Below are 21,702 nucleotides of genomic sequence, written 5' to 3'. Positions count from 1 at the left end.
GGCTGGCGGGTTGCTGGCCGACGCTTCCCTGCACGCACGGGACCAAGGCGCACGCGCATGGCGGCATGCATGAGCGCGCCATGTAGGCGCGCCCCTGGCCTCGATCACCGTCCGCTTCGTGCTATAGGGATTGCCTGGGCGGTGACGGGAAGCGGCACCCGCTATGGGGTCGGGTCGCGATGAACATCGGGGACGCCGCCATTCCACGGGATTGCTTGCCGAGCGGCATTGCGCAGGCGAATCGCGGCATGGCAGCCGTACCCGGCGGGAGACTGCTGTCGAGCGTGGCTTGCGGCAGGGGGTGCGCACCGGGAGGAAGTTCCGCCGGCTTTCGGCCGGCGCGCTATAGGGTCGCGATGAACTCCTTCCATGCGGTCCCTTGCAGGGTCTCGGTGGTGGCGTGTCCACAGGCGCGGATGATCAATGCCGCTCTCTCGAGCTGTTTCAGATCGTCAGACTCGACGATGTCCACCACATCGAAGCGCCCGAGTGTCAGATAGCTGTCTTTCCAGGTGACCGCAGGGCATTCGGCCTTGATTTTCTCGGCGACTGTGGCGGCGAGCTGTTTCAGGTCTTTGGGATCTTTGAACGCGTCGGGCGACAGACGGCTAAGGATGACGTACGTGGCCATGGAATACCTCCGTACAAAAAATTGACCCACAACTGGGCACGGCAGACACACGAGGGAAAATAGCCTCCCATCAAGGGGGAGCGCCCCCCGTGCTTCTTGATTATAGTGGTGCCCCACGTCCCTGGCGCCCGAACTCGCGGGTCGTATCGTTTCAGAGCAAGGGATGTCCCGAGATACGACCGTGCCGGCTTTGGTGCAAATAGGTGAACTGGCCGAGACGTTTCCTATAGGTATGGATACCTTATTGATCGAACAGGACAGCATTCCAGACGGCGGGCGCAGCGGTATCTTTGAGCCCGGGAATGGAGAGATTGAACTGCCCCTTGCGAATGCGATGCATCAACTCGATGCCTGAAATCGCGGTCGCGGCGCTCCTGAATCGTTTGAAGCCGAGCATCACGTTCGTTCTGGACTTGATGTTTCGATGGTCCTGCTCGATCGGATTGTTCAGATACTTCGAGGACCGGACCTTCGTGCACTCAGGCAGCAGACCATCGGCCTTCATCTCACGCATCGCCCGGTGCGCGGCGGCATACCCATCGAGCGTGATCGTCTCGCGCGGCTGGCCCTGATGTTTGATCGCCTTTCTGAAAAAGGCTTTGGCCGCGCTCACGTCGCGCTTTGCCCTGAGCATGAAGTCCACCGCCTGGCCGGCCCGATCCACCGCCCGGTACAGATAAACCCATTTGCCACGAATCTTCAGGTAGGTTTCGTCAACATGCCATGACCGCCCTGTGGGCACGCCCAAGCGATTCCAGCGCTTGACAAACTCCGGCGTAAAACGCTTCACGCAACGCATGATCGTGGTATGCACCAGCGACAAACCCCGTTCGGCCATCATCTCGACCAAATCGCGCAGGCTGAGCTTGTAGCGAAGGTATCAGCGCACGCATAGAATGATGATCCCCCGATCAAAATGCCACCCATCGAACAACCCCTCCAGATCTTTCCGCTTGCTCATCGCCTGCCACCAGTTTGTTAGGCTGACTACTTTAGCTGAATCGCCGAGCCTATTTGCATCAGAACCGCGAGTTCAAGGGCAGCCGACAAACCCGTGAATCCACCACCGATGACAACGACATCGGCGCGCCCTTCCACGGGACCTTGGGCACCGTCTTTGAATGCGGGAGCGGTGTCCAGCCAGTACGAATCAAGCTTCATTGAAATTTCGATTGAATGTGGCGCCGCGAGCCGGCCTCACGAGCGCCACGATAGCCGGAGCGGCCCGTCCTGGTGACGCCGGTCGTCAGGCGGCCCACCACACATGTTCGGCAAACGAAAAGCCCATCATCGCGCCGGTCGGGATCGAACCAAGCCCTTTCAAGCGCTTGTCGTTCGCGTCGAGCAGACTGATGAACGCCGGAATGCCGATCCCACCTTCATCGGCCACCAGCACCTGCATCTCGCCGTACATCTGCTTGCGCCTGGCATCGTCCGTCTCAGCCCGCGCGCTCAGCAACAACTGATCGAACTTGGGATCCTTCCAGGCCGACTCGTTCCACGGTGCGTCGGACTTGAAGAACTGGGTAAACAGCACGTCCGCACTAGGCCGCGGATTGATGCTGCCGAAACCGAGCGGATGCTTCATCCAGTGATTCGACCAGTAACCATCGGCAGGTACGCGATTCACGGTCAGGTTCACGCCGATCTTTGCAGCCGTTTGCTGCATCAACTGCGCCATTTCGATCGATCCGTTCGCATCAGTGGTCGCGTAGATTGGCGGCAAGGCCGGTCCGACGGCGCCCGCTTTTTGCATGTAGAACTTGGCCTTGTCGAGATCGACCTTGCGTTGCGGCAAGGAAGCGTTGAAGTACCGGTGACCGGGCGGGATCGGCTGGTCGTTGCCGATCACCGCGTAGCCCATGAACACGGCCGAGCGGATCTGCTCGCGGTCGAACAGGTACTTCATGCCTTTCACGAAATCCGGATTGCCCGTGAGCGTATTGTCACGACGCATGATCAGGTCCGTGTAAAGGCCGGATTTGGTCTCCTGGACCGCGTATCCCGGCGTCGAGGCGATGCGCCGCGTCGAACGCGGGTCGACCGAGTTGATCAGGTGCACGTCGCCCGCGAGCAGCGCATTGACGCGGGCCGCGTTGTCGCTGATGCTGATCAGCTCGATCTGGTCCAGGTACGGTTGCCCCGACTTCCAATAGTTGTCGTTACGCACGCCGATCGTGCCGGCGCCCGGCCTGAAACTCTTGAGCTTGTATGGGCCGGTTCCGATCGCCGAGCTGAAGTTCGTCGTGCCGTCCTTGACGATCACCAGTTGCGGCGTCGCAAGAATCACCGGCAGGTCCGCGTTCGGCACATCGAGCGTCATGGTCACTTCGTTCGGCCCGCTCGCCGTAATACTGGCGAACTGATCGGCCAGCGTCTTCACTCGCGAAGCCGTTTGCGGGTTCTTGTGACGCATCAGCGAATAGACGACATCGGCGGGCGCGAGCGGCTTGCCGTCGTGAAACGTGACGCCCTGACGCAGCTTGATGATCCAGGTCTTTGCATCCGTGCTCGATACGGACTCGGCGATGTTCATGCGCGGCGTCAGGCTCTCGTCGAGCTGGGTCAGGCCGCTATAGAACATGAAGAAACGTATGTAGTCACTGCCGGTCGAGCCCGCCGCCGGATCAAGCGTGTCGGATACGGAACCCGCGTCGTAGGCCACGCGGATGCTGCCGCCCTTCTTCGGCACGTCGGCGGCCAGCGCGGTAGACGCGGCCGTGAGCAGGCCGCCGCCGGCGACGGCCATCATGCCAGTGCCGCCCAACACTCGCATCATGTCGCGGCGGCTGATGCCGCCGTTTTTCGTTTCATCTTTCACGTGAATGGCTCCGCAGTGGTAAAGGATCGGAAAGAACGTTCGGGACGCGGCGAGGCGACATTTTTCGCGTCTCTTTAGCAGCATCGTATGCTTGCAGAATCCGCGAAAAACGCCGACAAAAACTGCCAGACGGCATAAATCACCTGTTCTTGCATCGCCAACGCTGCAATTTGCATGGTCGTCAATGAGGCGCTGAAGACGTCCGCGTTTGCTATCCGCATCAGGCACTGACCGGCACCTGTACGTCGAGCAACTGCGGATAGCGCCTCAGGACTTCGTCATACAGTTCATCGACGATTCCCGCGCCCGCCGTCAGCGTCCCGGCAGCTTCCCTTGCGTCGAGCGCGTCGAAGATCTTGTGCTTCAGGAAATGACGCCATACCACCGGCGCGCGCGAGAGAATGCCTGTCAACGCGTCGTAGCGCTCGCGGGTCCATTTCGCTTCATAGGCGTTGCGCTCCGCGCCATAGTCGAAATGAGACGCTGCGGACCGTTCCGCTACGCTTCTCGCCTTGTCGCGCAACTGCGCTGTCAGTGCGGCGTCAATCGCTTCGCCAGTCAACGCGACGCCATACAGTTCGCGAGCCTGATCAACGGACAGATAGCCTCGCCGCACGTCCTCGAGCACTTTCTGCGCATCGCGCTCGTGAGGATGAGCGTAGCCGCCGCCGCCGCATCCTTCGAGGCGGATGACATCGCCGGGACCGCACATCACCAGGTCCGTCACGCCGAGATCTTCCTCGCTATCGAGTCCGGGATTGCGGGTAAATCGTGACACGGAGCCCGCCTTGCCGCCGAGCACCCCCCACGAGGCGAAGCGCGAACGGTCGCGATTGCGCGCCGTCACCAGCGTGCCGGGCGAGAACACTCTGAATTCCATCACGGTTCCCAGCCCGCCACGGTATTTGCCGGCGCCCGCGCTGCCGGGGACGACACCATACCTGGTGATGCGGATCGGCACTTCGGCTTCATTGATCTCGACCGGCGTGTTGCGCAGGAACGCGACGTTCGCACCGGACGCATCCGACCCGTCTGCCGAAACCATGCCGCCCGCGCCGCCGCCCACCGGCCCGATCGATGCGATCACCGTGCGGCCGTGGCGGTCCACGGTCTTCACGTTGATGATCGACATGCCACCGGCCGGACAGGCCGGCAAGCGGTCGGGACATACCATGGAGAACGCGCCGAACGTGACGTACTGCGCGACCTTCGCGGTCAGGCTGCGCATTCCGACCGCAGCCGGCGGAACGCAATTCATGATCGTGCCTTCGGGCATGATGCAGCGCGCCACCTTCAACATCCCGGCGTTGAGCAGCAGATCGGGATTGAGCGAATACAGCACGTAGTTAAGCCCGACGAGTGCAAGGACATGGCGTTCCTTACCGCCTGTGGGCATATTCAGCGATGAATTCAATTGCGGGTCGCTGCCGGTGAAGTCGAATACGAGCGAACCGTCGTTCACCGTCAAGGTCAGCGCCACGCGCAACGGTTTGCCGTTGACCGAATCCTCGTCGGCGTATTCGGCGAAGAAGTACTCGCCGTCCGGCATGCTTCGCACGATGGTGCGCGCCTGCTCCTCCGAATAGTCGAGCAGTGCGTCCGTACCGGCGCGAAACTGATCGAGCCCGAAACGCTCGATGATCTCCAGTACACGGCGTTCGCCGGTCATCAGCATCGCGATCTGCGCCTTCAGGTCGCCGCGATTCTGCTCCGGTGCGCGAACGTTGATGGCCATGTGTTCGAGCAGCGTCTCGTCGAGCACGCCCGCGCGAACGATCTTGGTCGGCGCAAAGCGGATCCCTTCCTGATAGATCTCGGTCAGGGTGCGCGACAGCGACGCCGGCACCGCGCCGCCCATGTCGGTATTGTGAATATGCCCCCCGACATAGCAGACAATCTCGCCATTGAAAAACACCGGCTTCCACATCATCACGTCGGGCGTGTGCGTCGCGACATAGCCGCTGTACGCGTCGTTGGTCATGCAGATGTCGCCCGGTTCGTAGTGATCGATCATGCCGATCACCGCGCCGAAGTCGAGTCCCGGATACCACGTTGCGCCCAGTGTTTTCGGTGAGGCGAACGTAAGGCCGCGAGTGTTCATCAACGTGCAGGAGAAATCTTCCGTTTCCTTCACGAACGCGGAATGTGCGGTGCGCACGAGCGTATAGGCCATGCTTTCAGCGGCCGCGACACAGTAGTTCGCGAAGATCTGGAGGACGGATTTATCGAATGTCATGGTACGTTTCCAAGGTCAGTCGGCCATTCAAACGGCTTCAAGAAAAAGATTGCCGTATTCGTCCACGCAGCCGTTGAAACCCGGCAGCACGCAGGTCGTGGTGTCGTCCTGCGCAACAATCGCGGGACCCGGAAACCGATGTCCCGCCAGCAGTGCGGAGCGCCGGTAAAGCGGTACGCGGCGCCACGCGCCGTCGAGGTAGACATCGATCTCAGAGTCCACTTGCGGCGCACCCTCGCCCACCGCGATGTTCGGCAGTTCGGGCTTGGGCGTGGGCGCGGTAATGACGAGCCTGAGCGCGACCACCTGAATCGCGGATTTGTCGTCGCTGTGGCCGAAAAGGCGTTCGTGCTCGCGATGGAAGGCCTGTGCAATCGCTTCGATATCGCCGTTGGTAATCGCTTCTGCCCCAAGCCGCGTATCGATTTCGAACGACTGCCCGCGATAACGCATATCGGCCGAGACCACGATTTCGGCCGTTGCGTCCGTACCGGTTTCGCGAATCACCCAGGCGCGCGCATCGGCTTCGAGCAGCGCGAGGTCGTGCTCGAGCAATGCGAGGGAGGTGCGCTCGAGTGGGTAGTAGGTCGTCCGTACGAAGTCGTTCTTCGTGTCGGCGATCAGACCGCCGAGCGCGCTCAGCACACCCGGCGTGGTGGGAACCAGCAGATTGCGTACGTTCAATGCGCGTGCGAGGAAGCAGCCGAGCATCGGTCCCGCGCCGCCAAACGGCATCAGCCAGAAGGTCCGTGGATCGATACCGAAACGCGAGCTCAAGCGGCTCACTCCTGCGTACATGCCGGAAACCGACACCTCGATGATCGCCGCCGCGGTCTGATAGACGCCGAGTCCCAGGCGCCGTGCAAGCGGTTCGATCGCACGTAGCGACGCGTCGACGTCCACCTTCACCGCGTTGTAGCCGAGTGCCGCGCTGCCGAGCACGCCGATCGCAGCAAATGCGTCTGTAATAGTCGGGCGGGTTCCGCCGCGACCATAGCAAACCGGGCCCGGGCTCGACCCCGCGCTTTCCGGTCCGACCTTGAGCACGCCGAACTCGTCCACCCAGGCGATCGAACCGCCACCGTCGCCGACCGACGACACGGATACCGACGGAATATGAATCTGGAAGTCGCCGATATATTCGCCGGTCGCGTACTGCGGCTTGCCATCCACGATAAGTGCGATATCCGCTGTCGTTCCGCCGATGTCGAGACTCATGCAGTCCTTCACCTCGCAGAGCTTCGCGAGATACGCCGCGCCGATCACGCCTGAGGCCGTGCCGGACAGGATCATCTGCACGCAGTTCAGTTTGCCGTGCTCGGCGCTCATCACGCCGCCGTTCGACTTGGTGACCTTAAGGTCGGCGCCGATACCGCTCTCGGCCAACGCCGCCTGCAATTTGGTCAGGTAGTTCGACACGCGCGGTTGAACGTAACCGCCGATGGTCGCCGTCACGGTACGTTCGTATTCACGGATGATCGGCCAGACCTCGTGCGAACACGAGACGAACAGGCCCGGCATCGCGCGCTGGATGATCGCCTTCACCTGCTGCTCGTGCACCGGGTTGCGATACGAATGCAGCAGCGATACGACCACGCCCTCGCAGCCTGCCGCCTGCATGCCGCGTACCGCATCGAGCACACTTGTCGCGTCGACGGGCGTTTCCTCGTCGCCTTCTGCCGTCAGTCGACCAACCACACCGAACACCCGGTCGCGCGGGATCAGCGGCGCAGGCCGGTTGGACATCAGGTGGTACATGTCGGGGATCTTCAGCCGCGCGATGTCGAGTACGTCCTCGAAGTTGCGCGTGGTGACGAGACCGAGCTTCAGCCCCTTGCGTTGCACCACCGCGTTCACGCCAACCGTCGTGCCGTGTGTGAAGTAGACCACCTCGCGCGGCTCGATGCCGTAGCGCTCCCGCAGCCCGTCCACTCCCGCGAGCACCTCTCTGCCCGGACTGTCCGGACGCGAAAACACCTTCAGGGTCCGTATGGTTCGTGTCGCTTCGTCCAGCACCGCAAAGTCGGTGAACGAGCCACCGATATCCACTCCGATTCTCAAACCCATTGCCTTGTCCTTGCCTGTCGAAAATGATGATGCGTCTGAACGCGTGGACTGCATTGACAGTCGCGCGTCACAAGGCCTGTCAGTGGCCGATCTGTTTGTTCCACTGCTCGATCCATTGCTGCGAATGCTCGGAGACCTGCTCGAACTCCACCCAGATCGACTTGTCCTTTGTGGCGATGCGTGGCGCCACGCGCGCGTCGTACTTCACATTACGGTTCGATGCCGCGTATTGCATCGCGTTGACAAAACAGCTCTGACCGTCGGCGGACGCAAGTTCATTCAGGAACTGCCGGCCGAGCGGCGAGCCGTTCTTCACCTTCTGCGCCATGTTCGGGAATGCCACCGAGCCCGGCGACGGACTGATGAAACCGATGTCGGCATTGTTCGCGTCATGCTCGGCCCAGGCCCGGCCGTCGTAGTACATCGCGATATCGACATCGCCTGAGCGCATCGACATGAGCGGCGTGTTCGGGTCGCTGTAGAACGTCGCGTTGCCACTCGCCGACATGCGCTTGATCTGGTCGAGCGCCGGCTGGATGTTCGTGCTCGATCCGCCATAGATCTTCGTGAAAAGCGCGATCAGACCCGGCGGCGTTGCAACATACGCAATGCCGGGGAGCGCCGCCTGCCACTTGCCGGCCACGGTTCCGTCGACGAATTCCTTCCACGTCTTCGGCGGATTCTTCACGGTCTTCGTGTTGTACATCAGGCCGAAATCGCCGAAGGTGATGGGAAAGCCGTAGCCCTTGCGGTAGGCCACGAGGCGCGGATCGAGTTGGGCGACGTTCGGCACGTCGGCGGCCGTCACCGGGTCGAGCAGATTCAGCGACATCGCCTTGTACGCAGCCTCTGGCGTACTGACGATCACATCGATAGGCGGCCCGGAGGGATTCGCCGCCACCTGGTTGACCCATTGCAGCGGATTGCCAAGCACGACGTCGACGGACTTACCGGTCGCCTTCTCGAACGGCTGCACGAAGCAGGTGCGGTACGCCTTTTCCCACGACCCGCCGAATGCGGTGACGGTCAGGTCGGCGGCGCACGCGGATAGTGGCAAGGCTGCGGCGATAGCGAATGCGGCGCTTAAGGTGAAAGTCCGGCTCGATCTCATTGGTGCCTCGTGGCAAGCGGTGAAAGCGGTGAAGGTAGATTCATGCGGTGGCTTCATGCATTGAGCGCACGCAGTCCGTAGGTGCGTTCGACTACCAGTAACAGGCCAATTGCAATCAGCATCTGCACGGTGCTGATCGCGGCAATCGCCGGATCGAGCTGGTTTTGCAGGTACGACAGCATCACGACAGGCAGCGTCGTCACGTTGGCCGTCCCGAAGAAGTAAGAAACCGGCAGGTTGTCGAGCGAGATCAGCACGGCGAACAGCGCACCTGCGAATACGCCTGGACTGATGAGCGGCAGCGTCACGAAATAAAAGCGCTGCAAACGGCTCGCACCAAGTACCGCGGCGGCTTCCTCAAAGTTGATGCCGACGTTGCGATAGACCGCGAGCACGGTGCGCATCACGTACGGCACAGAGATCACCGCGTGTGCGATCAGGAGCGCGACAAACGACACGCCGATGCCGAGGCTCGACAGAAAATAAAGCAGCGAGAAGCCGATGACCAACGCGGGAATCGCGACAGGCGCGAGCAGGAAGGTCGTCAGCGCCGCGGCGACGGCGCTGCGACTGCGGCCGAGCGCAATGGCGGCAGGTACGGCCAGCAGGATCGCGACGAACGCCGAACTGAGCGCGAGATAGACGCTCGTCAACAGCGAATCGATGAACGGGCGATATTCGATCAGTCGCCGATACCAGCGCAACGACACCCCGTGATAAGGCACCGTAATCGCGTTGCCGGCCGTGAACGACGCAACCACGACCACGACGATCGGCGCAATCAGGAACGTGAAAAACAGGAGGTTATAGAGCGCCAGCGGCACGCGCGTGACGCCCGCTCTGCGCAGCGCGGCGATCATGGCCGCGCTCCCCAGCCGCTCACGAACCGCTGCTGCACGAAGAGGCAAACCAGCACGATGAAAAGCAGCAGGTTGCCCATCGCCGCCGCAAAGCCGATGTCCTGTGTCAGGCTGAACTGCTGGAAGATCAACACGGGCAGCGTCACCACCTGGCCGCCGCCGAGCAGCAGCATCGTGACGAAACTGCCGTTGGTCAACATGAACACCAGAATGCACCCGGTCACCACGCCTTCGATGCTCAAAGGCAGCGTCACGTTGAGAAAGGTGCGTACCGCACCGGCGCCGAGGATGCGCGCGGATTCTTCGAGCCGCCGGTCGACACCCTGCAGCACGGGCGTAATCGACAGCACCATGAACGGCGTCATCACGTGGACCAGTCCCATGTAAACCGAGCACGCGCTGTTCAGCACGTTCAGCGGCCGCTCGATCAGATGCAGCGCCTGAAGCGCCTCGTTGACCATGCCGTGGCGCGCAAACAGGATGCGCCAGCCGAAGGTGCGCATGATGATCGACGTAAGCAGCGGCGCGACGAGCAGGAACAACAGCACCGGACCGAAGCGGCCTGCGCGCCGTACGAGAAAATACGCCACCGGATAGCCAACGACCGCGCAAATCGCGGTGGTCACGAAGCTGACCTTGAGCGTGTCGCCAATGACGCCGAGGTAATAAACATCGTTCAGCAGCTTCGTGTAGAAGCGCAAGCTGAAGGCGCCGCTCTCACGCGCGGGCGCCACGCTGCGAAGTACGTTTTCAATCAGCGGCGCAAGGAAGAACACACATAGGAAGATGAGTGCGGGCACATAGAGCAGGCTCGCGCGCATGCGCCGTTGCGTGACCTTCGTCTCGATCCGTTGCGCCGCGATGGCGTCGAAAGTTTGCATTTACGCCGCCTTCGCCAAAGCAGGCTCGACGTCGGCATCCAGCAACACGGCGTTCTCGGCGTCGAATGAAACAATCACTTGAGCGCCCGCGGGACGCGCACCGCCGCCCGAGGACGAGGTCGCCATTTCGTACGCGTAGACCGGCCGCCCGAGCGCCGCTACGTCGACCCGGTAGGCGTGGTGCGCGCCGCGAAACACATGCTGCGCGATACGGCCGTCGAAGCGGACATGATGGGATTGCGGCGCGTCGAGCACGACTTTCTCGGGGCGGATCGCAAATTCACCGCGCGCGCCTGAGAGCTTGACATCGCGCACCGGGACCACGACCTCCGCTGTGCTTTTGTGCGGCCGGAGCTTAACGGCCTGCGCCCGGTGCTCGATCACATCGCATTCGATCACGTTCGCCGTGCCCAGAAACTCCGCTACGAAGCGCGTGCGCGGCTGCTCATAGACATCGCGCGGACTGCCCTGCTGCAGGATCCGCCCGCGATCCATCACGACTACACGATCGCTCATGGTCAGCGCTTCTTCCTGGTCGTGCGTCACCATCACGCTCGTAATGCCCAGTTCGCTCTGTATCTGGCGCAGTTCGAATTGCATACCTTCGCGCAGGTTCTTGTCGAGCGCGCCGAGCGGTTCGTCGAGGAGCAGTACGGACGGGTTGGTGATCAACGCCCGCGCCAGAGCGATACGCTGCTGCTGGCCGCCCGACAGTTGCGCGATATTGCGTGCCTCGATGCCAGGCAGGCGGATCGTCTCCAGCATCTTCTTCACGCGCGCTACGATCTCACCCTTCGGTGCGCCTGCCATGCGCAACCCGAAGCCGATATTCGCGCCTACGCTCAGATGCGGAAACAGGCTGTAGTTCTGGAACACCATGCCCAAGCCACGTTTGTTCGGCGGCAAACCAGTGACGTCGCGACCGCCAATGCAAACCGTCCCCGTATCGGGCTGATCGAATCCGGCGATCAACCTCAGCGTGGTCGTCTTGCCGCAACCCGATGGCCCGAGCAACGCAAGGAGTTCACCCGGGTACACGTCGAGCGTCATCGTTTCGAGCGCGGTGACGGCGCCGAAATGCTTGCTCACCCCGTCGAGAAGCAGACGCTCGGAGCGTCCGCTACGTTCGGCGTTACCTTGCGAAGTTGATCTGGGCGCTTTTGCCATCATGGAAAGTCCGGTTAGTGCGTGCCGCTCAGGCGCGCTGCCTGCGTTTGTCGATGACGTCGCGAATCTGGTAATAGCTCCCGAGAGCCGGCATGAACCACGGCTTGCCGCGATAAAGGGCGTGCGTAACCATCGGCGTGCCGTAGGCGCTGCTCTCGGGCGCTTGCCCTTCCATGATCACGCGCGCGACCTTGTAGCCGAGGTAAGTCATCATCACGACGCCGCTGCCGTTGCAGCCGAGCGCGTAGTAAATGCCATCGGCGGTGCGGCCCAGATGCGGCAGGAAATCGAGCGTGAGCGCGACCGTGCCGCCCCAGCTGTACGCCACTTTGACGTCGGCCATCTGCGGGAATCGCTCGACCATCTGCGCGTGCAGGACTGCGGCCGACTGGCGCCGGCCGAGGTTGTAAAAGCGCGCGCGGCCGCCGAACAGGAGGCGCTTGCCGTCGGGCGAATAGCGGTAGTAGTTGACGACGCGGCGCGTCTCCGAGACACCGCGGCGCTTCGGTATCAGCGACGCCTGCAGGTCGGCGGGAAGTTCTTCGGTGGCGATCTGGTGCGACACGACAGGCACCACGCGACGTTGCAGATCGGGCATCGATTCGTCCGTGTAACCGTTGGTGCAGACCACCACGTGCCGGCTGGCGAGCGTCCCCCGCGACGTCTCGATCCGATATTCAGCCCCGGAGCGCGCGATGCTTCTGACCGCGGACTCGCTGCATACCGTCGCGCCCGCGCCGCGTGCGGCGGCAAGCAGGCCGGCAAACATCATCGACGGATGGACCTGGCCCGCGCGCTCGAGCAATACGCCGCCCGCATAGATATCGCTCGCCAGTTCGCTGCGCAGTTCCTCGCGCGAGAGGATCCTTGCGCCCGCCGACGCGTAAGTGTTCAGGTTGACGATGCGCTTCTTCCACGCGCTCATGTGCGCGTCGGTCCACATCGCGTTAATGCGTCCGGCCTTCAGATAGGAGCATTCAATGGCGTTGTCCCGGAGGATGCTTTCGAATACGCCATACGACGCGGCTGCTTCGCGCAGCAGCGCCTGTTGACGCTGCTGCGATATGGTGCTGTCCAGCTTCTTGCCCGATGGCGCCTTGCCCACGTTCACCCCGCCCGATACCTGGCCGCCGCTGACCGTACTCGCGCCGATGCCCGGCACGTCAGCTTCGAGCACGGCCACGCGCAGGCCATGCTTCGCGAATTCGAGCGCGCACGACAATCCCGCATAGCCGGCGCCGACGATCGCCACGTCCACGTCGCGGGGAACCTCGGACATGAGTTCGTCGTGCGGGCGCCAGTCTTTCCACCAGAACGGGGTGTCGGTGAAATCGGAGGAAAACACTTGGTTGCGCGTCGGCACGGTGGGGCCTCTGGTTGCGTTGGACTACGGATCAGCAATGCACGGTTTTCAACTCGTGCCGCATGGTGGAACGTCGTTCCAAATGATTGTTGAAACGCAAATTATCACGCGTATTTAGCGCGTGCAAGCATTCAGAAAATCGGAAAAAACAGGTCGTCGCACATGCGCAGGACGACCGGAAAGCCGGCAATGAACCGCCACGCTCGCCTGGCTGGCGAGGGCGGTAAAAGGAGACGTGGGCGGCGTCGAAGCCGCGAGGTTTCGGCGCGCCGCTAGTCGCGGCGAGGCATCAGTTAGACACAGGCAACCCGTCGCTCGCGGCGTGCAACGCCTGATGCGTAATGTCGACGATCTCGTCGATATCGGCTCGCGTAGCGATCAGCGGCGGCGCGAATCCGATGATGTCGTTGGTGCCGAGCGGACGGACAATCAGGCCACGCGCAAGCGCTGCCTGCGCAACCCTCTGGCTGGCCTTCAGTGCGGGCGCAAACGGCTTACGTTCAGTTTTGTCGGCCATCAGTTCGAGCGCCGCGAGCATCCCCGCGCCCCTCACATTGCCGACAAGCGGATGATCATCGAACTCGGCATGCAGACGCTCGAGGAAATAACCGCCGACGTCCGCCGCATTGCTCGTCAACTGCTCGCGTTCGAGGATGTCGAGGTTCATCAGTGCGGCGACCGCACACACCGGGTGGCCCGAGTAAGTCCAGCCGTGGTTCATCGCGCCCTGCTCGCGTGAGCCGCGCTCGATCACCTCCCACACCCGCTCGCTGACAATCACGCCGGACAGCGGCAAGTACCCGCTCGTCAGTCCCTTCGCGACCGAGATCAGGTCCGGTTCGATGCCGTAATGCTCACTGCCCGTGCGCGAACCCAACCGCCCAAAACCGCAGACGACTTCGTCGGCGACGAACAGGATGTCATGACGTTTCAGCACGGCCTGGATGGCCGGCCAATATCCTGCCGGCGGCGGCACAATGCCGCCCGAGCCCATGACCGGTTCGCCGAAGAATGCGCCAATCGTGTCGGCCCCTTCGCTCGCGATCAGTCGTTCCAGTTGTTCGACACAATCCGCCACGAACTCGGATTCGCTGTCGCCAGGCCTGGCATCGCGATAGAAGTCGGGACTGGCCGTGTGCAGCACCTGCGGTATGGGCAGATCGAATCCGGCGTGAAACTTCGCCTGCCCGGTGAGGCTGCCGGTTGCGATGCCGGACCCGTGATAGCTGCGACGCCTCGCGATGATTTTTTTCTTGCGCGGCCGCCCGAGCACATTGTTGTAGTACCAGACCAGTTTCACCTGGGTCTCGTTGGCATCCGAGCCGGACATCCCGTAGAACACTTTCTTCATTCCCGGCGGTGACCAGTCCTCGATCAGGCGTCTCGACAGCTCGACAGCGGGGTCATTCGAGAAGCCCGCATACGTGTGATAGAACGATAGCTTGCGGATCTGTGCCGCGATCGCCTCGGCCATCTCCTCGCGTCCATAGCCGATGTTCACGCAATAGAGACCCGCGAATGCGTCAATGTAGGAGCGTCCTGCATGATCTTCGATGCGGATGCCCGATGCACGCGTCATCAGACACCCTGCCACCTCGCCGGACGCATGGTCGAACGCGTGCGTTCCGGGGTGCATGAAGTGGCGCCGGTCCGTCGTGAGGGTAGCGTCGCTCAGCGTGGTCGTGGTCGTGGCCGCGTCGACGGCCGGGATCATAACTGTGTCGATCAGGTTCATGGTTTCGCTGCCACTAAGGCGTTTTCAGGGATGTCCCACTCCGGATGCCAAGCCGGCTTGCTTACCCGGCCGTCGGCACGGGCGAGCGCGCTGATGCGCGCCATCGACACTGCATCGAGTTCGAAATCGAATACCGCGAGGTTTTCACCGATACGCACCAAATTCGATGATTTCGGAATTGCCGCCACGCCGGGCTGCTGCATCAGCCAGCGCAATATGATCTGTGCAGGTTTGCGGTCATGTTGACGGGCGATGTCCGCGATGACCTGGTCGGCAAGCAGCTTGCCGCTGCCGAGCGGCGAGTGCGAGATCAGCGCCATGCCGTGCCGCGCGCAGGCCTCGAGCAGTTTGGTCTGGTCGAGGTACGGGTGGTATTCGCACTGGTTCGCGACCAGCGGCAACGACGACAGCGCGACGGCACGATCGAGCAGCGCCACTGGAAAGTTCGATACGCCGATATGACGCGTCAGGCCGCTGCGTTGCGCATCGCAGAGCGCGCCTATCGTCTCCTCGAGCGGCACCTCGGGATTGGGCCAATGCACGAGCAGCAGGTCGACGTGATCGAGTCCAAGCCTTGCGACGCTCGCTTGCGCCGCGCGGCGGAAGTCGCGCGCACGTAATTCGGTATGCCAGACCTTGGTGGTGACAAACACGTCGTCGCGTGTCAGACCGCTCGCTGCGAGCGCCTGGCCGACCGCCTGCTCGTTTTCATAACGCGCAGCCGTGTCGATATGCCGATACCCTGCCTCGAGCGCTGCGCGAACGGCACGTACACCTTCGTCGTGGGTGGATTGCCACGTACCCAGCCCGATCCTGGGGATGCGTGCACCGTTGGCGTCGATTACCGGCAAAGGCGCGAGCGGGTGAGCAGAAAGTGCCATCGCAAAGTTGTTCTCCGTGCTTCAAAATTTCTTCAGGGTGTGCCACAATACGGCACGTCGTTCCACAATAAGCAGGTGCAAAGTAACACGCGCTTTTTTTCGTTGCAAGCAGAGAACGCGCGCGCTCGCCTGTAGCCGCAAGTCATCGGAGACGTGCATGAAGAGTTTGTTGAAGAGCCTGGAGATCCTGGAGGCTGTGTCGCAGAACCAACCGGTCAGCGTCGGCGTGTTGGCGCGTTTGCTCGACATGCCGAAATCCAGCGTGCAGCGCGTGCTGTTAACTTTTCTCGAAGCGGGTTGGTTGCGTCAGACCGGTGGCGATCTGACGCGCTGGGAAGTGGGCGCGCGAATCCTCGGCGTGCGCCCTGCCGCGCTCCGCGGTGGCACGCTGTACGCCGCTGCCCGGGAGCCGATGCGTGAACTGCGCGACTTGACCAACGAGACGATTCACCTGTCGATTCCGGACAGCACCAAGTCGATGGTGCTCATCGATCGCGCGGACTGCACGCAAACGGTTCGGACGTTCAGTCCGATCGGCGATCTCAGTCCGTTCCACGCAACGGCAACGGGCCTTGCGGTGCTTGCGTACATGAGCGAAGCGGAGGTGGAAGAGATTTTGAGCCGCGACCTGCCAAAATTCAGCGAGACAACACGGTGCGACCCCGCAGAGATAAGACTCGAACTCGAACGGATCCGGCAACGCGGATATTCGATCAACCTGTCGCAATACCGGCGCGCGGTATGCGCAATCGGTGCCGCGATCATCGATTCAGACGGCGCCCCGGTGGGCAGCATCTGCATCTCCATGCCTGAATCCCGCTATGAGCCCGAGCGCCTCGAAGAATGGGGGAAAGCTGTTGCGAAGGCAGCAGCAGCGATCAGCGTGTAACGTTGCTGATAGCTGCGAGCGGAACCCGTGCCTAATGCCGACCGCGCCCAAGGTATTGCGGCATAGGGCCCCCGCTTTCGTAGACGAGAGCGTGCAAAAGTTGGGGAGGTGCATTTCGTCAGGCATCCCTGGCTTATGACATGACTGCACTGTCTGTTCTGTCCGTTCGCCGGCGCCCGCCTGCCGACGTTGGCCCGATGCATTTCCCGTAACGCGAGTCGGCAATTTTGAGCGCCAGAATGCGATGGGACGAGAATTCCCCGTTCAGAACCGCCACTCTGACCTGTGCCATGCAGTGCGCCCCTTCGTCAGTCCAGCGCATCTGTCGCTTCTTGGCCATACGGTGGCTGACGATCTGGTTCACCGCGGACTCGGCAATGCTGCTGCTGATCGGGAGACCTTTGCGATGCCGGGCGCTGTAGTTGACCAACGTGTGCGCGTTGTTCCTCAGGTAACTGGAGACGGTGTTCAGATTCCACCATAGCGTTTTGAATTCGTATCCTTCTTTCGCCAGCAACCGACTGTCCAGTGCCTTGATCCGCTCGACCGCCTTGCTGCCCTTGCCGTGCCAGACCAACCACTTCGCGTGCGTGATTTCGGTCTCCACTGACTCCTGGTCCATCGAGTCGATCATCTTGCTGCCGAACACGGAACGCTGCGCCGCCTGGAACTTCATCGCGATGTGGAACCAGTCGAGGATCCGGCCGCGAGCCAGCTGACTGCCCTCGACCGTCTTTGCAAATTCACCAGCGTCGTCGCTGATCACGGTCACGCGTTCATCGCTCGCCACACCGTTCCGGCTGAGGAACTGATCGAGTCGCGCTGCAGCCGAGGTGACTTCCCTGTGCACATACGCATACAGTTTTGGAGGACCATCGGTGAACGTCGCCCGTCCGGCGACGATATTGACGTGGCGGCCAGGGCCTCTCCCTGAGTCGCAATTTCGCAGCCACGCCGAGTCGACGCTCACGGCCGCGACATGGCTGGATTCGCGAACCTGCACGTCTGCAACGGTCTGGGGCAGCTTCGCGATGTCACGCTCGATATCAGCGTCGAGCTGCTTTCCAATGTCGAGAATCCGATTCCGGATGCCGCTGGACGAAATGCCCTTGTCCAGCGGGAGCACTTCCTTAAGCATGGCCGTGGCCTGCCGGTATGGCAGATGGACTGCCCACTTCGCCTGGAGATATTCCAGTTCCGGCGTGACGCGCGTGGTTAGGGTTTGGGACAAGGGATGCACCACACGCCGCGGCGTCCGCGCATTCCGCTGGCAAGCACACGACCACAGCCGCGGACTCTTCACCATCACTTTGCCGTACACGGTGCGCAGCACCGTCGAGCGACTATCCTTATGACTCAAGGCCGCACCGCAGCGCCGACAATGGGTCTGGCCTGAGAGCCACGACTGCACCTGTTTCGAAATGAGCTCGGCCTGCACCTTTGCCAGCAGCGACCGCCCTCCCGCGAGAGTCAGGCCCAGTTCGGCAGTTCGGCAAGACAGCAGTCAGGGCGCTCAATCACCGCCAGAACTCTGTCACCTTCCTCGACCGTATCATTGTCTCCGTCGGCCAACCTTGCTTCGATGATCAACCGCATGGCTTGCTCCCACCGTTGCGAGACCGATCAGCCTACTCCAGACGAAACCGATGCCGCTACCGGAAGCACAAGCGGCCCTCCTTGGGATCCTCCCCAACTTTTGCACGCTCTCCACTCAAATATCTAACAGCTCCGTCAAGTTGACCTTAACAATCCAATCTTTATACCAAAAAAAAGGGATATGCCACGAAAAACCTACGGAACTGCATATATATCCGGACCTCAAGTTGGAGTGCAACGTCATCGAGCACGTTTGTTTTCGTTTTTGACTTTATTGTGGAAGAACACCAACTGGTTCTACGAGAAGCCACGGCAAGCCGGCGACACAAAGCGTTGCAGGACCACCCACGCCACATCAAACGTGCACGTCCTGCTCGTTGAGCGGGGGTGCCGTCGCCCCCGCGAACTCCTCGCGCAACCCGTCGCGCGCGTGATGTCGACGCACCCAGAGCGCAGTGAGGAGCGGCACGAGAATCGCCGTCACGAGACAGGCGGTCGCGACCATCGCCGTGGCGGCCGGCACCAGCGGCTTGAAGCGCGGAATCATCTCGCCGATGATCGCCGGGTTCGCCACCGCGGCCCCCGCCGTCGACGACGCCGCCAGCCCCGCCGCCCCATTGCCGCCCGCGATCCAGCGGTCCGCGAGGATTAGCGGAATGCCCGTTACGACGATCACCCCGAGGCCGAGCACGATGCCCGGCAAGCCGCTCGTGACGATCACGTTCAGGTCGATGCCGTTGCCGAGCGCAAAGCCGAAGAACGGAATCAGCGGATGCACGCAGCGGCCAAAAAACTCGCGCAGGTCGCTGTCGAGGTTGCCCAGCGTGAAGCCGACCAGGAACGGCAGCACCGCGCCGACGAACAGGCGCGGCTCGAAGAACGCGACACCGGTCGCGCCGAGGATGATCATGCTGACGAGTGGTCCCGACTCGATCGACATCAGCACGAACGCGCCCGCCTCTTCCCGGGTGCCGTATTGCTGCATCACCGCCGCATAGAGGCCGCCATTGGTCATGTCCATCGAGGTCGTGATCGCGAGCACCGAGAGCCCGGCGAACAGCCCTGCCTTGACGCCGTCGATCGGAATGAAGCGCGAGGCGACGATCGTCGCGATCCACGCCACCACCATCTTGGTCACGAGCAGCGTGCCCGACTTGCGCAACACCGTCCCGGTCGCCCGCAGGTCGATCGTCGCGCCCATGCAGAAGAACCACACCGCCAGAATCGGCACGGTGCCGGTGATCAAGCCATTCGTGAACGACCCGAAGTATTTCCCCGCGCCCGGCGCAAATGTGTGGACACAGGCGCCGAGCAGCAACGGCACCAGCATCAGGCCGCCTGGAATGCGGTCGATGGCCTTCTTGAGCTTCATGTCTCCTCCATGGACTTCGCGTCCAGTTGTCGGGCCGATAACCCTGGGTGATGTCCCGTTCTTGCGTCGGGCTACTCCCTTTCGGCGCAATATAGCACCGGGATAGGAACGACGTTCCGTTTTTGACAAGGCTCTAGCCCATCGTTTACCCGAGCCTCAATTAAGACCCTTGTCAGCCCTGACGCGGCATCGCAATATTTGCGGATCACCGTTCTGAATTTGAAATTCCGCGCTGCATTCGAGACCAGACCGGCGCTGCGGCACGGCACCCAACCCACCCTGAGAAGGATCAATGGAAGTGAGACAAAGCATCAATAGCGAGTACGCGAAGCCCCTGGATACCGCGAGGCTGCGCAAGCAGTTCCTCGTCGAGCAGGTGTTCGAGCGCGACGCGCTGAAGCTCACCTACGGTCACATCGACCGCATCATCGGCGGCGGCGTGTGGCTGGCGCGCTAGTTCGACAGCAGGTCGCGCTGGACGCGGTATGCTCCCAGCGCTCGGTATCGACAGGAAATGACGGAAATGACAGCAATGGGCAAGCAGCGCAAAGACAAAGCCGCACACGTGCAAGACGCGGCTAGCGCTGAAGGCAACGGCGGCGTGGGCAACGACCGAGGCGAATCGGCTTCGTCGATCGGCAGGGTGTTCGCGATTCTGGGCGCGGTCGGCGATAGCGGACAGATCGGCATCAGTGAATTGTCGCAGCGGCTCGGCATGTCGAAGACCACCGTGCACCGCGTGCTGCAGACGCTGAAGGCGCTCGGCTATGTGACGCAGGAAGTCGAGACCGAGCGCTACCGGCTGACGATCCGTCTGTTCGAACTAGGTGCGAAGGCGCTGGAGAGCGTCGATCTCGTGCGCGAGGCCGACGTCGAGATGCGCCGCATCGCGCAGGCGACCCGCGAGGCGGTCCACCTCGGCGCATTCGACGAAGACGCCATCATCTACATCCACAAGATCGACGCCGACTACGGGCTGCGTATGCAGTCGCGGATCGGCCGCCGCAACCCGTTGCACAGCACGGCGATCGGCAAGGTGCTGCTCGCGTGGATGGACCCGGCCGAGGCGCGCGACGTGCTCTCGCACGTGGAATTTCGCAAGTCGACACAAAAGACGCTCGCCTCCGCCGACGCCGTGCTGAGCATCCTGCCGCACGTGCGCGAACAAGGCTACGGCGAGGACAACGAGGAACAGGAAGAAGGGCTTCAGTGTCTCGCGGTGCCGGTGTTCGACCGCTTCGGCCGCGTCATTGCCGGCCTGTCGATTTCGTTTCCGACGATGCGCTGCGGCGCCGACACGAAATCGCACTACGTGGCCCTCCTCCGCCAGTCGGGTCTCGCGATCTCGTCGCGGCTCGGCTATCGTGAAGCGCCGACGCCGGAGCATGCGGCCCCCTAGCAGGGGCGAGCGAAAGCGCCTCTGCCCAAAGCCAGCGCGGTTCTTCAGGTGTCCGCGGCGTGCGCCGCAAGACTCAATGCGTGACGCCAAAAAACGCTTCAGCGCCTTCGACCGGTGTGAGTCCTACCTTGAAATAACCTTCGAGCCGTTCTGCCGTCGCGTCGCTCAGCGTGAACGGTGGGCGGACGAAGCCGACCGAAACGGCGTGGTCGTACCATGCCAGCATCCACGCACGCAGCGCCAGATCATTCTGCGAAAGGCTTGTTGGCGTGTCTTCAGCCATGCGTCGTCTCCTTCGCCGTCATCGCATCGTCTAACGGCAAGCCGGCGACGCTCATCGAAGGACGAGCGGCGCCGGGAGGAAAAACATGCCAGGTTCCATCGTTGTGGCGGAAGAAAAACAGGGCGAGCGGGCCGCCCGGCCGTTGCACTTCGACACACACACGGCGTGTCCGGCCAGATTGCGAACGATGCGTCAACAGTATCCGGACTGGCTGGGCGCCCGCAGCACCGAGCAATTTTTCGACCAGTCCACGTAACGATTTTTCTCCCACGACCGTTTGCGCTCCATGATTGCCCATAGAAGCCATCGTAAGGCGCCCTTGTTGGCGGCTCAGTCGGGAGCGGCGGATAGTTCCTTCAGGAAAATCTGATTCGAACGTCAGGATTTCCCTAGCGCAGCTGGCACAACGA

The 21,702-nt window shown here is 62.1% G+C and carries 18 protein-coding genes and 3 pseudogenes; 4 read left to right on the top strand and 17 right to left on the bottom strand.

Going from position 1 to position 21,702, the window contains the following annotated elements:
• Positions 1 to 343 precede the first annotated feature (343 nt).
• The 13 genes and pseudogenes from AC3WOG_RS27320 to AC3WOG_RS27260 form a co-directional block, all read right to left on the bottom strand.
• The gene (locus AC3WOG_RS27320) at positions 344 to 631 is read right to left on the bottom strand and encodes a GYD domain-containing protein (RefSeq protein WP_492580978.1); all 288 of its coding nucleotides are present in this window, start codon (positions 629 to 631) and stop codon (positions 344 to 346) included.
• 241 nt (positions 632 to 872) lie between these two features.
• Positions 873 to 1,592, bottom strand: a pseudogene (locus AC3WOG_RS27315) (IS6 family transposase).
• A gap of 65 nt (positions 1,593 to 1,657) precedes the next feature.
• A pseudogene (locus AC3WOG_RS27310) lies at positions 1,658 to 1,792 on the bottom strand (FAD-dependent oxidoreductase); the annotation flags it as partial.
• An 85-nt stretch (positions 1,793 to 1,877) separates the two neighbouring features.
• Complete coding sequence (locus AC3WOG_RS27305) at positions 1,878 to 3,410, bottom strand: ABC transporter substrate-binding protein (RefSeq protein ID WP_492582464.1); 1,533 nt, start codon at positions 3,408 to 3,410, stop codon at positions 1,878 to 1,880.
• A gap of 262 nt (positions 3,411 to 3,672) precedes the next feature.
• Complete coding sequence (locus tag AC3WOG_RS27300) at positions 3,673 to 5,688, bottom strand: hydantoinase B/oxoprolinase family protein (RefSeq protein WP_492580977.1); 2,016 nt, start codon at positions 5,686 to 5,688, stop codon at positions 3,673 to 3,675.
• A gap of 27 nt (positions 5,689 to 5,715) precedes the next feature.
• A complete protein-coding gene (locus AC3WOG_RS27295; RefSeq protein ID WP_492580976.1) occupies positions 5,716 to 7,755 on the bottom strand; it encodes a hydantoinase/oxoprolinase family protein in 2,040 nt (679 codons plus the stop codon).
• 79 nt (positions 7,756 to 7,834) lie between these two features.
• Positions 7,835 to 8,866, bottom strand: coding sequence for an extracellular solute-binding protein (locus tag AC3WOG_RS27290; protein WP_492580975.1), 1,032 nt, complete (start codon positions 8,864 to 8,866; stop codon positions 7,835 to 7,837).
• Positions 8,867 to 8,919: 53 nt separating this feature from the next.
• Entirely contained in the window at positions 8,920 to 9,726 is an 807-nt protein-coding gene (locus AC3WOG_RS27285; RefSeq protein ID WP_492580974.1) for an ABC transporter permease, read from the bottom strand.
• Positions 9,723 to 10,607, bottom strand: a complete 885-nt coding sequence (locus AC3WOG_RS27280) for an ABC transporter permease (RefSeq protein ID WP_492580973.1) — start codon at positions 10,605 to 10,607, stop codon at positions 9,723 to 9,725. Before AC3WOG_RS27280 ends, AC3WOG_RS27285 begins: the two co-directional genes overlap by 4 nt.
• The gene (locus AC3WOG_RS27275; protein ID WP_492580972.1) at positions 10,608 to 11,777 is read right to left on the bottom strand and encodes an ABC transporter ATP-binding protein; all 1,170 of its coding nucleotides are present in this window, start codon (positions 11,775 to 11,777) and stop codon (positions 10,608 to 10,610) included.
• 25 nt (positions 11,778 to 11,802) lie between these two features.
• Positions 11,803 to 13,053: an NAD(P)/FAD-dependent oxidoreductase gene (locus AC3WOG_RS27270; RefSeq protein WP_492580971.1), complete on the bottom strand. Its 1,251-nt coding sequence runs from the start codon at positions 13,051 to 13,053 to the stop codon at positions 11,803 to 11,805.
• A gap of 373 nt (positions 13,054 to 13,426) precedes the next feature.
• A complete protein-coding gene (locus AC3WOG_RS27265) occupies positions 13,427 to 14,872 on the bottom strand; it encodes an aminotransferase (protein WP_492580970.1) in 1,446 nt (481 codons plus the stop codon).
• Positions 14,869 to 15,753, bottom strand: coding sequence for an aldo/keto reductase (locus AC3WOG_RS27260; RefSeq protein WP_492580969.1), 885 nt, complete (start codon positions 15,751 to 15,753; stop codon positions 14,869 to 14,871). The genes AC3WOG_RS27265 and AC3WOG_RS27260 overlap by 4 nt, the downstream gene beginning before the upstream one ends.
• A 157-nt stretch (positions 15,754 to 15,910) precedes the next feature.
• Here AC3WOG_RS27260 and AC3WOG_RS27255 point away from each other — a divergent pair, with 157 nt between their 5' ends.
• Entirely contained in the window at positions 15,911 to 16,642 is a 732-nt protein-coding gene (locus tag AC3WOG_RS27255; protein ID WP_492580968.1) for an IclR family transcriptional regulator, read from the top strand.
• 133 nt (positions 16,643 to 16,775) lie between these two features.
• Here AC3WOG_RS27255 and AC3WOG_RS27250 read toward each other — a convergent pair whose 3' ends face one another.
• The 3 genes from AC3WOG_RS27250 to kdgT all read right to left on the bottom strand — a co-directional run bounded on the left by AC3WOG_RS27250 (position 16,776) and on the right by kdgT (position 19,610).
• Positions 16,776 to 18,080 carry an ISKra4 family transposase gene (locus AC3WOG_RS27250; protein WP_492580967.1) on the bottom strand — a complete coding sequence of 435 codons (1,305 nt, stop codon included), beginning with the start codon at positions 18,078 to 18,080 and terminating at the stop codon, positions 16,776 to 16,778.
• 32 nt (positions 18,081 to 18,112) lie between these two features.
• Positions 18,113 to 18,238, bottom strand: a complete 126-nt coding sequence (locus AC3WOG_RS27245; protein ID WP_492580966.1) for a hypothetical protein — start codon at positions 18,236 to 18,238, stop codon at positions 18,113 to 18,115.
• A gap of 355 nt (positions 18,239 to 18,593) precedes the next feature.
• Entirely contained in the window at positions 18,594 to 19,610 is a 1,017-nt protein-coding gene (kdgT, locus tag AC3WOG_RS27240) for a 2-keto-3-deoxygluconate transporter (protein ID WP_492580965.1), read from the bottom strand.
• A 292-nt stretch (positions 19,611 to 19,902) separates the two neighbouring features.
• Between kdgT and AC3WOG_RS27235 the strand changes: the two are divergent.
• Positions 19,903 to 20,055 (top strand): annotated as a pseudogene (locus AC3WOG_RS27235) (5-dehydro-4-deoxy-D-glucuronate isomerase); the annotation flags it as partial.
• Positions 20,056 to 20,133: 78 nt separating this feature from the next.
• Positions 20,134 to 21,009, top strand: a complete 876-nt coding sequence (gene kdgR, locus AC3WOG_RS27230) for a DNA-binding transcriptional regulator KdgR (protein ID WP_492580964.1) — start codon at positions 20,134 to 20,136, stop codon at positions 21,007 to 21,009.
• A gap of 73 nt (positions 21,010 to 21,082) precedes the next feature.
• Here kdgR and AC3WOG_RS27225 read toward each other — a convergent pair whose 3' ends face one another.
• Positions 21,083 to 21,292 carry a hypothetical protein gene (locus tag AC3WOG_RS27225; RefSeq protein ID WP_492580963.1) on the bottom strand — a complete coding sequence of 70 codons (210 nt, stop codon included), beginning with the start codon at positions 21,290 to 21,292 and terminating at the stop codon, positions 21,083 to 21,085.
• Positions 21,293 to 21,377: 85 nt separating this feature from the next.
• Between AC3WOG_RS27225 and AC3WOG_RS27220 the strand changes: the two genes are divergently transcribed.
• Positions 21,378 to 21,548 (top strand): hypothetical protein, encoded by a 171-nt coding sequence (locus AC3WOG_RS27220; RefSeq protein ID WP_492580962.1) that lies wholly within the window; start codon positions 21,378 to 21,380, stop codon positions 21,546 to 21,548.
• Positions 21,549 to 21,702: the final 154 nt, after the last annotated feature.

It is taken from the genome of Paraburkholderia sp. FW306-02-B, from assembly GCF_058782725.1.
This window is presented reverse-complemented; position numbering and strand designations above follow the sequence as displayed.

Coding starts and splice junctions, on each gene's coding strand:
- AC3WOG_RS27320 (WP_492580978.1), bottom strand. CDS start 631: ATGGCCACGTACGTCATCCTTAGCCGTCTGTCGCCCGACGCGTTCAAA.
- AC3WOG_RS27305 (WP_492582464.1), bottom strand. CDS start 3,410: ATGATGCGAGTGTTGGGCGGCACTGGCATGATGGCCGTCGCCGGCGGC.
- AC3WOG_RS27300 (WP_492580977.1), bottom strand. CDS start 5,688: ATGACATTCGATAAATCCGTCCTCCAGATCTTCGCGAACTACTGTGTC.
- AC3WOG_RS27295 (WP_492580976.1), bottom strand. CDS start 7,755: ATGGGTTTGAGAATCGGAGTGGATATCGGTGGCTCGTTCACCGACTTT.
- AC3WOG_RS27290 (WP_492580975.1), bottom strand. CDS start 8,866: ATGAGATCGAGCCGGACTTTCACCTTAAGCGCCGCATTCGCTATCGCC.
- AC3WOG_RS27285 (WP_492580974.1), bottom strand. CDS start 9,726: ATGATCGCCGCGCTGCGCAGAGCGGGCGTCACGCGCGTGCCGCTGGCG.
- AC3WOG_RS27280 (WP_492580973.1), bottom strand. CDS start 10,607: ATGCAAACTTTCGACGCCATCGCGGCGCAACGGATCGAGACGAAGGTC.
- AC3WOG_RS27275 (WP_492580972.1), bottom strand. CDS start 11,777: ATGATGGCAAAAGCGCCCAGATCAACTTCGCAAGGTAACGCCGAACGT.
- AC3WOG_RS27270 (WP_492580971.1), bottom strand. CDS start 13,053: ATGTCCGAGGTTCCCCGCGACGTGGACGTGGCGATCGTCGGCGCCGGC.
- AC3WOG_RS27265 (WP_492580970.1), bottom strand. CDS start 14,872: ATGAACCTGATCGACACAGTTATGATCCCGGCCGTCGACGCGGCCACG.
- AC3WOG_RS27260 (WP_492580969.1), bottom strand. CDS start 15,753: ATGGCACTTTCTGCTCACCCGCTCGCGCCTTTGCCGGTAATCGACGCC.
- AC3WOG_RS27255 (WP_492580968.1), top strand. CDS start 15,911: ATGAAGAGTTTGTTGAAGAGCCTGGAGATCCTGGAGGCTGTGTCGCAG.
- AC3WOG_RS27245 (WP_492580966.1), bottom strand. CDS start 18,238: ATGCGGTTGATCATCGAAGCAAGGTTGGCCGACGGAGACAATGATACG.
- kdgT (WP_492580965.1), bottom strand. CDS start 19,610: ATGAAGCTCAAGAAGGCCATCGACCGCATTCCAGGCGGCCTGATGCTG.
- kdgR (WP_492580964.1), top strand. CDS start 20,134: ATGACAGCAATGGGCAAGCAGCGCAAAGACAAAGCCGCACACGTGCAA.
- AC3WOG_RS27225 (WP_492580963.1), bottom strand. CDS start 21,292: ATGGCTGAAGACACGCCAACAAGCCTTTCGCAGAATGATCTGGCGCTG.
- AC3WOG_RS27220 (WP_492580962.1), top strand. CDS start 21,378: ATGCCAGGTTCCATCGTTGTGGCGGAAGAAAAACAGGGCGAGCGGGCC.